Annotated in this window: 11 protein-coding genes; 9 read left to right on the top strand and 2 right to left on the bottom strand. The window is 56.0% G+C overall.

Annotated elements, in window-relative coordinates; all coding sequences use genetic code 11:
• Nucleotides 1–261: 261 nt before the first annotated feature.
• On the top strand, nt 262–1659 hold the full coding sequence (locus Q8O73_RS00110) for a class I SAM-dependent RNA methyltransferase (protein ID WP_305553061.1): 1398 nt from the start codon (nt 262–264) through the stop codon (nt 1657–1659).
• Nucleotides 1660–1810: 151 nt separating this feature from the next.
• Nucleotides 1811–2785 (top strand): flagellin, encoded by a 975-nt coding sequence (locus Q8O73_RS00105; protein WP_305553059.1) that lies wholly within the window; start codon nt 1811–1813, stop codon nt 2783–2785.
• Nucleotides 2786–2791: 6 nt separating this feature from the next.
• On the opposite strand, the gene Q8O73_RS00100 is transcribed toward Q8O73_RS00105, so the two are convergent.
• Nucleotides 2792–3304 carry an SH3 domain-containing protein gene (locus Q8O73_RS00100; protein ID WP_305553057.1) on the bottom strand — a complete coding sequence of 171 codons (513 nt, stop codon included), beginning with the start codon at nt 3302–3304 and terminating at the stop codon, nt 2792–2794.
• A 173-nt stretch (nt 3305–3477) separates the two neighbouring features.
• Between Q8O73_RS00100 and Q8O73_RS00095 the strand changes: the two genes are divergently transcribed.
• The 7 genes from Q8O73_RS00095 (at nt 3478) to Q8O73_RS00065 (ending at nt 11053) form a co-directional block, all read left to right on the top strand.
• Nucleotides 3478–4464 (top strand): D-glycerate dehydrogenase, encoded by a 987-nt coding sequence (locus Q8O73_RS00095; protein ID WP_305553055.1) that lies wholly within the window; start codon nt 3478–3480, stop codon nt 4462–4464.
• A 159-nt stretch (nt 4465–4623) separates the two neighbouring features.
• Complete coding sequence (locus tag Q8O73_RS00090; RefSeq protein ID WP_305553053.1) at nt 4624–7371, top strand: cation-transporting P-type ATPase; 2748 nt, start codon at nt 4624–4626, stop codon at nt 7369–7371.
• Nucleotides 7372–7494: 123 nt separating this feature from the next.
• On the top strand, nt 7495–8181 hold the full coding sequence (locus Q8O73_RS00085) for a fumarylacetoacetate hydrolase family protein (protein WP_305553051.1): 687 nt from the start codon (nt 7495–7497) through the stop codon (nt 8179–8181).
• A gap of 25 nt (nt 8182–8206) precedes the next feature.
• Nucleotides 8207–9001 (top strand): exodeoxyribonuclease III, encoded by a 795-nt coding sequence (gene xth, locus Q8O73_RS00080; RefSeq protein WP_305553049.1) that lies wholly within the window; start codon nt 8207–8209, stop codon nt 8999–9001.
• A gap of 115 nt (nt 9002–9116) precedes the next feature.
• Nucleotides 9117–9923, top strand: a complete 807-nt coding sequence (locus Q8O73_RS00075) for a hypothetical protein (RefSeq protein ID WP_305553047.1) — start codon at nt 9117–9119, stop codon at nt 9921–9923.
• A gap of 44 nt (nt 9924–9967) precedes the next feature.
• Nucleotides 9968–10822, top strand: a complete 855-nt coding sequence (locus Q8O73_RS00070; protein ID WP_305553045.1) for an OmpA family protein — start codon at nt 9968–9970, stop codon at nt 10820–10822.
• Nucleotides 10823–10855: 33 nt separating this feature from the next.
• Nucleotides 10856–11053 carry a YqaE/Pmp3 family membrane protein gene (locus tag Q8O73_RS00065; protein WP_305553043.1) on the top strand — a complete coding sequence of 66 codons (198 nt, stop codon included), beginning with the start codon at nt 10856–10858 and terminating at the stop codon, nt 11051–11053.
• Between the two features lie 62 nt (nt 11054–11115).
• On the opposite strand, the gene Q8O73_RS00060 is transcribed toward Q8O73_RS00065, so the two are convergent.
• Nucleotides 11116–12438, bottom strand: coding sequence for a deoxyguanosinetriphosphate triphosphohydrolase (locus tag Q8O73_RS00060; RefSeq protein WP_305553041.1), 1323 nt, complete (start codon nt 12436–12438; stop codon nt 11116–11118).
• Between the last annotated feature and the right edge of the window lie 35 nt (nt 12439–12473).

Below are 12473 nucleotides of genomic sequence, written 5' to 3'. Positions count from 1 at the left end.
TCAAATCGGTCAAAACGGAAAACAATGCCCCCGAAGCATTCCTGATCTTATCGGATTTATTGGGTCTTTTGTCGCGAAATTAAAGCCCCTGAAACGCCATAAGAGCAAAAAAACATGGTTTGCACATGGATATTGCACAAGAACAGGCCGGTTTTTGCGTAATGCCCTAGGCAGAAGCGCCCCGGCACCCTATAAAACCCGACAAAACCGGCCAGACCTCCGCCCGCGGGAGTGTCGGCCCGACAGGATAGAGAGCCAGCCATGATGACCCGCCAGCGTGCCCCCCGTTTACGGGGCGGCAAACGAGGACGCCAGACCAAACGTGACCCTTTGATCGGGACGGAAACCGATGCCATCATCGCCGAAATCGGCGGTCGGGGCGACGGCATTGCCCATGTCACGCTGGCCGATGGCAAGGAAATCATCGCCTATACCGACCATGTTCTGCCCGGCGATCATGTGCGCCTGCGCCTGACGCAGCGGCGCGGCGATGGATATGGTGCCAATGTGGTGGCGGTTCACAACCGCCCGCACCCCCATGCCGCCGCCCATTGCAGCCATTATGAAAAATGCGGCGGGTGCGCCCTGCAACATCTGCCCGATGCCGATTACCGCACATGGAAACGCAGCCGTGCCTTGCAGGCGGTGATGCGTGCCGGTATTGCCAACCATGAACAGGCGGAAAAAATTGTCGGCGAACTGGCGGTGTCGGCCCCGGCAACCCGTCGTCGTGCCGGATTTTCAGTTCATTGCGGCCAAACCGGGGTTAGTGTCGGTTTCGCCGAACGTTATAGTCATCATGTGGTTGATTTGCAGGATTGCGCCGTGTTGCATCCGGCCCTGATGGTGTTTCGCGGGGCGTTGCAGGCTTTTTTGTCGGCATGTGAACCGGCGGCAGCCAAACAGGTTTCCGAGGCCTTTGTAACCTTGTGTGAAAACGGTCTGGATGTGGTGCTGAGTGCCTCGGGCGAACCGGATTTAACCCTGCGTCAGGGGTTGGCCGAACTGGCCGAACAACAGGATCTGGCACGGTTAAGCTGGAAAATCGGGAATGGCGTGCCCGAACCGGTTGCAATGCGCCGCACCCCGCAGGTGCATTTTTCCGGCATTGCCGTGCCGCTCCCGGCGGGCGGATTTTTGCAAGCGACACAGGACGGGGAAACCGCCCTGACCACTGCGATTTCCAATGCCCTGCGCGATATTCCGGCCCGCCATGTGATTGACCTGTTTTCCGGGATTGGCAGTTTTACCTTTACGCTGGCACTGGCAGGCGACCGTCGCCGGGTGATGGCGGTCGAAAGCGATCTGGCGGCGGTACGAAATCTGCAATCTGCCGCCGGGCAGTCCAAGGCGACGATTGATGTGCTGCAACGCGATCTGTTTCGCCGTCCGCTGAATGCCGATGATTTCAAGGGGGTTGATCTTGTGCTGTTTGACCCGCCGCGGGCCGGGGCGCAGGCACAATGTGAGATTCTGGCAGTTTCCGGGCCGGAATGGATCATTGCCGTATCATGCAATCCGGCAACTTTTTCCCGCGATATCAAGGAATTGCGGGATGGTGGTTACGAATTGTCACAGGTGATTCCGGTTGATCAGTTTTTATGGTCGCCGCATCTTGAACTTTTTGCCGTGCTGCATCGTACGCGCAAGGCCGCATAAACTGTTTAACCCTGGATAGAACAGGTATATCATACCTGTATAGACGTATTGATTTTCCGCCGGACGCCAGGAAGGCCGATCCTGTCGGGCAGGGGCCCGACAGACAGGCACGTAGCCGTAGATACCGGCTTGTTCGCAGCGGAAACGAAACGTGCAGCTATCGGGTCATTCCATTGGCTTTCAAACAGCCACGGCACGCGCCATCGCGCCGTATAACCGGTATTTTGCCTCTGAAACCCATGATGCCCGTCCGCCGGTTACCGATAGCTTGCGGATCAACAGCCTGCGCAATGCGGGCGAAACCCTTAATAGCGGACGCAACAATGCTGGGGCAGGCACCGCCCTTGTCTCGACGGCAATCGATGGCCTGACCGATATTGCATCGGTGCTAGATGAGATGGATCGTCTTGTTACCATCGCCGAAGAAAGCGATACGCTGTCGCGGACCGACCGGGCGATTCTGAACGATACCCTGTCGCAATATCTGGCCGATATTGATGCGATTGCCGGACGCACAACGCAAGACGGCATCACGGTTTTGGCCGAAGACCGGCAACTGCAATTTCAGGTCGGCGCCGGAACAGATGGGAACAACCGTATCAGCGTTGATTTTCAGGCAGCCGATAGTGAGTCCTTGCAGGCGGGGCTGTCGGAAATTCGCCTTGATGACGGGGTGGCGGTGGCGAATGCCCGCACCCTTGTCGATGCGGTGACGGTCGAAGTGGGCGGGCGGATTTCGCGGATGGAAGCAGATCAGCTTCGTCTGGCCAGTGCCCGTTCCCAGACCGGTTTTTCGCAATTGGGCGGGGCCACAGTGATCGAGGCCCAACTGGCCGCAGGGCGCGAAAGCCCGATGGACCTTAATCGACAGGAAATCACCGATGCCTTGCAAGGTTTTCTGGCGACCATTGCCCGTACGATTGCGGTTCAGTCCCTGACATTGCCGGGTGTCCCGACCTTGCCCGAACCCAAACCGCAGGATGCCCTGACATCGATCGTTTCCGATGACAAGACGGCAGAGAAAAACAATCCCCGGCCTTCTTTTGAGCCTGCGGCAAATGTGAAGATGTCTTCGTCTGGCGGGGTGTCCAAAAATATCGGGGCGGCGGTTTCGATTACCGCCTGATTACGCCTATTCGATCACTTCCTGATCATAGACGCCCCAAAAGCCGGTGCGGGGTACCCATCCTTCAAAGTCACCAAAACGGATTTTGCACCAGTCGGTGGATTTCGGGCAGGTATCGATCCGGCCATTCATGCCCTGACCGATCAGGGCGATTTTGCGGGCCTTTTCATCGGCGGCGGCATACATCGTGATGGTTTCCGCCGTCACAATGACCGAACGCGCCCCGATCAAAAGACTTTGATGCACCCAGCCTTCGCTGCCTTCCCAGTCGCGCAATTTGCGCCATGTATCAAATTCGGAAATAACTTCCATTGGCAAATTGCGTCGCTGATATATCCAGACCTTGGGATAGCGCAGGCCGGGACCGGACCGCAGATGAACCTTGTCGGACCGCAAGGTCACAAACCGCGGAATCGGCAAGCCCGATTCCTGTGCGGTTGCGACCATCACCGTACAGAAAGGGAAAATGAAACTGCCCAATATGATGACGGCGAGGAATTTGCGTATTCCGGAAGGCATGCGATTTTGGTCCCTTGATATGGATATGGATAAGAAATAAAATTACAAAAAAGACGTCAAAATACTTGCTTTCGTACCTTGTGGCATGGCATCACTGCATTGCGGCATGATGTTTTGGGCCGAAAAAACCATCATGCCCGCAAAAGAGTTAAAAGACCGCATAGGAACGGCAGATGACCAAGAAAAAACCGCTCGTCATCGTAACCCGCAAACTGCCGGAAGCGATAGAAACCCGGATGATGGAACTGTTTGACGCCCGTCTGAATATTGACGATGCGCCAATGGACAAGGCCGCCCTGATTGAGGCCGTGAAACAGGCCGATGTTCTGGTGCCAACTGTTACCGACCGGATTGACGCGGCGATTTTGGCCCATGCCGGCCCGAATTTGCGCCTGATCGCCAATTTTGGCACCGGGGTTGATCATGTCGATCTGCAAACGGCGCGGTCACGCGGCATTACCGTCACCAATACCCCCGATGTCCTGACCGAAGACACCGCCGATATGACCATGGCACTGATCCTTTCGGTTTCGCGTCGTATTGGCGAGGGTGAACGCCTGATCCGCAGTGGTGACTGGGCGGGTTGGGGGCCGACCTTTATGCTGGGCCATCGCATTTGGGGTAAACGTCTGGGCATTCTGGGTATGGGGCGGATTGGCCGTGCTTTGGCCCGGCGCGCACGGGGGTTTGGCCTGTCGGTGCATTATCATAACCGCCGCCGGGTACACGAAGATATCGAGGAAGAACTGGGGGCCACCTGGTGGGAAAGCCTTGATCAGATGTTGGCGCATGTCGATGTTGTTTCGGTCAATTGTCCGCATACCCCGGCGACCTATCATTTATTGTCGGCCCGTCGTTTGAAACTGTTGCAACCCCATGCGATTCTGGTCAATACGGCACGCGGCGAAGTGGTTGATGAAACAGCTTTGACCCGGATGCTGGCCAATCGTGAAATTGCCGGGGCGGGGCTGGATGTGTTTGAACATGAACCGGCGGTAAACCCGAAATTGCTGGAACTCGACAATGCCGTATTGCTGCCGCATATGGGATCGGCAACCATCGAAGGCCGGGTTGATATGGGCGAAAAGGTTCTGATCAATATCAAAACCTTTGTCGATGGTCATACCCCGCCCGACCGGGTGATCGAAGGGTTGCTGTAGCCAAATCTTTCGGGATCATCGATTGAAAAGCCAAACCCGCCATGCCGTACTGGCGGGTTTTGGTTTTTTTCCAAACTGGATTGATCTGGCACAAGCCATGTGCGGGCGCAGCATTCTACTATTGGTTTCTGAATTTTGATGACAGAAACGGGTAATGCAATGTCAGACCAGAAGACAACCGGTCCGGAAATCCATCCCGCAGGCGTCGGTGATATTCCATGGCATGCAAAGGAAGTTGACGCCGTTTTTGACGGAATTGCGTCGTTGGAAGATGGCCTGTCGGATGATCTGGCGGCACAGCGCCTGATCCGGTTTGGTGCCAACAGCCTGCCCCAACCACGCCCGCGTCCGGCCATCATGCGTTTTTTGGCGCAGTTCAACAATTTGCTGATTTATGTGTTGCTGGTGGCATCGGGTGTGACGGCCCTGATGGGGCACTGGATCGATACGGTCGTTATTCTGGCAGTGTGTTTCCTTAATGCCATTATCGGATTTGTGCAGGAAGGCAAGGCCGAGGAAACCCTGCGTGCCATTCGCAATATGTTGGCCCCCAAGGCTGTGGTTCTGCGCGATGGTCATCGTTGCAGTATTGATGCCGGTGAACTTGTTCCGGGCGATGTGGTGCTGCTGGAACCGGGCGACCGGGTGCCTGCCGATATCCGGCTTTTCAGGGTCAAGGGATTGCGGGTTCTCGAAGCCGCCCTGACGGGCGAATCGGTTGCGGTGGGGAAACACAGCGCCGCTGTCGATGCCGGGGCGGCATTGGGCGACCGGACATCAATGGCCTATGGCGGCACCCTGATTGCCAGCGGGCAGGCGCGTGGTGTGGTGGTTGCCACCGGGGCGAAAACCGAAATTGGCCGGATCAATGCCCTGTTGCGGGATGTTACCGACCTGACCACCCCGCTTTTGCGGCAAATGTCGCATTTTGCCAAGGGTTTGACCGGCGTGATTTTGGCGTTGGGCCTTGCGGTTTTTGGGTTTGGTGTCTGGGGCCGGGGGCTTGGCATTGACGAGACCTTTATCGCGGTGGTCAGTCTGGCGGTTGCCGCCATTCCCGAAGGCCTGCCCGCGATCCTGACGGTGGCGATGGCGATTGGCGTACAACGCATGGCGTCACGCAACGCCATTATTCGCCGTCTTCCGGCGGTGGAAACTTTGGGGTCGGTATCGATCATCTGTTCGGACAAGACCGGCACCCTGACCCGCAATGAAATGACGGTGCAAAATGTCATATGCGCAGGCGCCAGCGGTCTGGAGACGGTCGGGGTTGATGGTATTGGATATGCACCACATGGCGGATTTACCATCGGGGATCATGATGTTACCCCCGATGCCGTCCCGGGATTGATGGAGATGATCCGGGCCGCGGCCCTGTGCAATGATGCCCATCTGATCGGGCAGGACGACCAGTGGCGCGTTGAAGGCGACCCGATGGAAGGCGCGTTACAGGTTCTGGCGATGAAGGCCGGATTTGATCGCCATATCGAAGACGAAAAATGCCCGCGTACCGATGTGGTGCCGTTTGATTCCGAATATAAATTCATGGCGACCCTGCATCATGATCATGCCGGTAATGGCATGATTTTTGTGAAAGGTGCGCCCGAAAGACTGATTGCCATGTCCGCGACACAACGGGGGGCGGATGGTGATCATCCGGTCGATGCGCAAAAATGGCTGGCGGCGATTGATGATCTGGCAAAATTTGGTCAGCGGGTGCTGGCAGTTGCCGTCAAACCGGTGTCATCGGGAAAACGTGAACTGGATTTTGACGATGTTAGCGGTGGTTTGGTGATGCTGGGCCTGATTGGCCTGATTGATCCACCGCGTGACGAGGCGATCACCGCCGTTGGCGATTGTCATGCCGCCGGGGTGCGGGTCAAAATGATCACGGGTGATCATGGCGGCACGGCACGCGCCATTGCCGCAAGGCTGGGCCTGATCAATACACTGGATGTTTTGACCGGCCCGCAGATTGACGATCTGGATGATGCGCAATTGCGTGCCTGTGCGGTGGAAACGGATGTTTTCGCCCGCACTAGCCCGGAAAACAAATTGCGTCTTGTCATGGCCTTGCAGGCCGAAGGACATGTGGTGGCAATGACCGGGGATGGGGTGAATGATGCCCCGGCGCTGAAACGATCCGATGTGGGCATTGCAATGGGGATTTCTGGCACCGAGGCGGCCAAGGAAGCCGCCGAAATGGTGCTGGCCGATGATAATTTTGCCTCCATCGTCAATGCGGTGCGCGAAGGCCGTACGGTTTATGACAATCTGAAAAAGGCGATTGTCTTTTTGTTGCCGGTCAATGGCGGGGAATCTCTGGGCATTATCATTGCCATTCTGCTGGGACTGACCTTGCCGATTACGCCCTTGCAAATTCTGTGGGTCAATATGGTCAGTTCGATTGGGCTGGCCCTGGCGCTGGCCTTTGAAAAGACCGAAGAAAATGTCATGCAACGGCCGCCGCGCCCGGCAGGCGAACCGATCCTGTCGGGGTTTCTGGTCTGGCGGATTGTTTTTGTGTCGATGCTGTTTGTCACCGGGATTTTTGCGACTTTCACCACCGCCACCGCCTATGGGCTGGACGAGGCAACGGCACGGACCCTGACGGTCAATGCCCTGGTGTCGATGGAGGTTTTTTATCTGTTCAGTGTGCGGTATCTCGGCGGGACGTCGCTGACCCTGACCGGGATCAAAGGCACGCGGCCGGTCCTGATTGCCGTTGGCATTGTTCTGGTATTGCAGGCCTTCTTTACATGGACACCGGTCATGCAGATGCTGTTTGACAGTCGGTCGATCACAATGGTGCAGGGCATGATGATCATCGGGGTTGGTGTGGCGTTGTTTGTCATTCTGGAAATTGAAAAAATGGTGCGCAAGCTGTTAGGGCCATCTTCTTCCTGACAGTTCCTGACAGGACAGCGGGGGGAACGGACGGCTTGTGTGTCGCGGGCATTTCCTTTTGGGCGTCAATTGGCTACACAGGACTTATAATTCTGTCCCCGATTGAAACGCCGGAGAAACAGCGTGCCCCAAATCTTTCCCCTTTGGCCGATCACCACCGTTCCGGTTGATGGCAGTGATGCCGTTTTCCCCGTTCGCCGTATTTTCTGTATCGGCAAGAATTACGCCGATCATGTGCGCGAAATGGGATCGGACCCGGCGACCACGCCGCCCTGCATTTTTATGAAACCGTCCGATTGCCTGAAAGTGGGCGATGGCGATCTGGCCTATCCATCGGCCACCGATGACCTGCATTATGAAGGCGAACTGGTGGTGGCCCTGTCGGCGGGGGGCAAGAACATGGACCGTGCCGCTGCCGAAGCCGCGATTTTTGGTTATGCCGCCGGTCTGGATATGACCCGGCGCGATGTGCAGGCCGACCTCAAGGATCGTCGTCTGCCGTGGGATATGGCAAAATCATTCGATGATTGTGCCGCCATTTCCGCCATCCGTCGCAAGGAAGATTGCGACAATCCGCAGGCAACCAATTTGAAATTGTCGGTCAATGATGCGGTCAGGCAAAACGACACCACGGCGAAAATGATCTGGCCGGTTGTCGATGCCCTGATGCATCTTTCCACCCTGATTGAACTGAAAGCCGGTGATTTGCTGTATACCGGCACCCCCGAAGGGGTGGGCGCGGTCCATCGCGGGGACCGGATGGATGTTGTGATCGAACATGTCGGTGCCCTGTCGGTCACCCTGAAATAAACCTTAGCCGGGACGGAGCAGGATTTTGAAAATCGTAAGCTGGAACATCAATTCGGTGCGATTGCGCATCGAACAGGTTGGCCGTTTTTTGCAGGATCAACAACCCGATGCCCTGTGTTTGCAGGAACTGAAATGCCCGGACGAGTTTTTCCCGCACGAAGCATTCGAGGCGCTGGGCTATACCCATCGTCATGTGCATGGCATGAAAAGCTATAACGGGGTCGCGATCCTGTCGCGCCTGCCCTTTGTCGAAACCACGACCAAATCCTTTTGCGACAAGGATGACCGCCGTCATTGCATGGCAAAATTTGAAAACGGCGTGGAATTGCACAATTTCTATATCCCGGCCGGGGGCGATGAACCCGATCCGGCGATTAATGTGAAATTCGCCCACAAATTGTCATTCTTGCAGGAAATGACCCAATGGTGGGGTGAACAGCGTGCGGCAGGCGACCGCAAGGCGGTTCTGGTCGGGGATTTCAACATTGCGCCATCGGAAAATGATGTCTGGTCGCACAAACAGCTTTTGAAAGTTGTCAGTCACACCCCGGTCGAGGTCGAGGCGCTGGAACGGTTCCGCAAGGCCGGTGATTTTATCGACTCGGTACGCGAAGTCGTGCCGGAACCGGAAAAACTGTTTAGCTGGTGGAGCTATCGTTCCAAGGACTGGCGCGAATCCAATCGCGGGCGGCGTCTGGATCATGTCTGGATGACGCCCAATCTGTCGGGCACAGTGACCCGTGCATCGGTCTATGACGGGGCACGCGACTGGGACAAGCCATCCGACCATGCGCCGGTGATTGCCGAATTCAATTTTTAACCGGTCGGGCCAGATTGCCAGACCGGGCGGAATTTGGTTTTAACCGTCTGGTAAATGTGGGAAAGTTTCGCGGCATCCTTCAGAAATTTTCCGGTAAAAAGAACGGAACGGACAAATGAAAAAAATCCTGATTGGTTTGACGGTTATCGTTCTGCTGGTCGTGGCCGGGCTTGTCTATGTTTATGCCAATCTTGACAGCATCGTCAAAAGCACCATCGAAGAAGCGGGAAAACGGGTGACGCTTGCCGATGTCAGCGTTGATTCCGTATTGATTGAAACCACGCAAAATTCGGCATCGATTTCCGGTCTGGTGATTGGCAATCCCGATGGGTTCAAAACCGACGAGGCCTTTTCGCTGGGCATGATCCGGGTACGGATTGACGGTTCGACCCTGACCAGCAGCACCATCCGCATTGAAGAAGTGGTGATCGAATCCCCGCGTGTGACCTATGAACTGGCACAGAACACCTCGAACATCGCGACCATTCAGCGCAATGTCGAAAGTTTCGTCGCCCGCATGGCGGGCGGGGCGGGCAGTTCCCAGACCACATCGGACGAGGGTGATACCAAAATCGTTATCGACAATCTGTATGTCCGTGGTGGGGCGGTCAATGTATCGGCGGCCATTCTGGACGGGCGTTCATTGTCATCGGGCCTGCCGGATTTGCACCTGAAAGACATTGGCAAACAGGATGGCGGGGCAACCCCGGCACAGGTGGCCGAAGAAGTGATTACGGCCCTGAATGGCGCGGTGTTCAAATCGGTCGCCAGCCTGAATGTTGATGGGCTGCTTCAGGGGGTTGGTGGCCTTGGTATGGGGGTTATTGATACGTTGGGCGGGGCTGCGTCAAGTGGTGGCGGGGCTGTTGGAAATGCGCTTGATGGCGCTGTAAAAGGGTTGTTTGGCGGGTCTTCGGACTGAACATTCCACAATCAGACTGTAACCTTTTCAAGGAGACGATGACTGTGAAAGCAAAACTTTTCCTTGCTGTTGGTGCCGTGGCTTTTTTGGGGGCCTGCGCCAATATGAATATTGATGGCGTGCGCAACATGCCGGCATCGGGTGGCAGCTTTGACGCCGCCCTTCAGGCGCATTATGCCGATCTTGCCCAGATGGAATATGATGAAGCCGATTGGTCGGATGCGCGTTATTTCACCAACCGCGCCAAGATGGCAGCGGCAGGGGCCGATAATGGCCCGCAATTGTTGGCAGATCGTGATTTGCCCGAGGACAGCAAGGCCGAACTGGGCGTTGCGCGGGCCGATCTTGTTGCGGCCCTTGAGGGGGGTGCGAAAACCACTGTCCCGCAGGATGCCGCCCATGCACAGGCGATGTTGGATTGCTGGTTGCAGGAACAGGAAGAAAATTTCCAGCCCGAAGACATCGCGTGGTGCCGTGACCGTTTCTATCAGGCGATGACGCTGGTACAGGCGGCCCTTGCCCCGGTATCCCCGATGACCGAAACCACACCGATGGATATGCCGGTGCCGATGAATGTTTATTTCGCCTTTAACAGTGCGGAAATAGATGGCAAGGCACAGGCCGTGATTAACGGTATTCTGGAGGCGGACAAGAAATTCAGCCCGAAAAAGGTCAAATTGACCGCCTATACAGACCGGGCTGGTGATGCCACCTATAACGATATTCTGGCAAAATCGCGGGTTGATGCCGTCGCAAAGGCCTTGTGGAGCAATGGTATTCGTCCCGCCCGTCTGGAAATCAGCATCAGCGGCGAAGCCGATGTTCCCGTGCCGACCGCCGATGGCGTGCGTGAACAGGGCAACCGGGTCGTCGTCGTGGAATTCACCAACGATATGTAACGGGGGTTTCCCCGCAACAGGAAAGATATCTGAATGCGTCTTTTGATTGCGATTTTTCTGCCGTTTTTGCTGTTTTTTACCATCGGCAGGCCGATTGCCGGGATCATTTGCCTGATCCTGCAACTAACCCTGATTGGCTGGATTCCGGCTGCAATCTGGGCGACCTATGCCCTGAGTCAGTATCACACGGACAAGAAAATCGATGCCGCAATGGGCGGTGGTCGCGGATAGTTGCGATCCTGATATTCTGATATAATGGTATGGAAATGGCGGACCTTTGGTCCGCCATTTTCTTATCCGCCGCGAATATCGTGTGCCAGACGGGTGGCGAAATCATCGGTCATGCCGGAAATGTAATCAAGGATTGCCAGATACAATTCATACAGCCCGGCATCCAATGGCAGGGCATCGGCCCCGATCAGTTCGCGCACCCGTGTGGCGCGATAGGACAAATCATCAATGCCGTTGGCCTGATGGATTTCCAGGGCGGTCTGACAGAAAATATCCAGCAGGGTGGCAAGGCAGGCAAAGGCCCCGACCTCAATCTGGACCTTGCGGCGATTGAGGATGATCTGTTGGGTTGAAAAGGCCTTGGCCTCCAGAATCATGTCATTATATGGCCCGCCGACCTGTGACAGAAGATCGCCGGTCATTTCACCCGCCATCATCTGTTCTTCGTGGGTGACGAAACAATCCGATAATGCCTGAATCAGGCCGGTCATGATCCGCCCGCGCAAAAAGCTCATTTTGCGGCTTTGGCTGGTTTCGCGGTGATATTCGGCGGGCAGGGAAACGTCCTTCATGCAGGGTTTCAGCAACCCTTCCAGCACCGAAAAATCCACCAGTTCCAGTTCAATGCCGTCTTCGATATCAATCAGGGCATAACAGATATCATCGGCCGCCTCGACCAGATAGACCAGTGGATGGCGGCAATAACGATCCGGGGCAACCTTGATCAGGCCGGTGGCGTTTGCGACCTCGGCCAGAAGGGGCATTTCGCTTTGAAAGGCACCGAATTTTCGGGTGATTTTGTCGGGGCTGGCACTGGCCGACCACGGATATTTCACAAAACTGGCCAGAGTGCCATAGGTGAGGCGCATGCCGCCGTCATAAAGCCCGGTGCGTTTGTTGGTCAATAACCGGAACCCCTGCGCATTGCCTTCAAATGTCAGCAAATCTGCGCACTGAGCAGTGGTCAGCGGGGCCAGAAATTTCGGGTCGGCCTCGGCGAACCATTGGCGGATGGCATATTCCCCGGCATGGCCAAAGGGCGGATTGCCAATATCATGGGCAAGGGAGGCCGCCTGAAGAATGGCGGCAAGATGGTCGGGATCAATCCCGTCGGGCAGGCGTTTGTTTTCTGCCAGATGATGGCCAACCGTCAGGCCCATCGACCGCGCCACACAGGAAACTTCGAGGCTGTGGGTCAGGCGAGTATGGATATTGTCATTTTCCGGTAGGGGATGCACCTGCGTCTTGCGTTGCAGGCGGCGAAATGCCGACGAAAAAATGATGCGGTCATAATCCTTGTGGAAATCCGACCGGCCAAAAGACCCGACCGCCGAGTGCCGGGTGCCAAGCCGGACCGGGGAAAGCAGTTTTTGCCAGTTCATCATGGATCAGGTCTTTCGTCTGGAAATATCGCAATCCG

This window comes from Thalassospira sp., from assembly GCF_030690045.1.
In the GTDB taxonomy this organism is placed as follows: Bacteria; Pseudomonadota; Alphaproteobacteria; order Rhodospirillales; family Thalassospiraceae; genus Thalassospira.
This window is presented reverse-complemented; position numbering and strand designations above follow the sequence as displayed.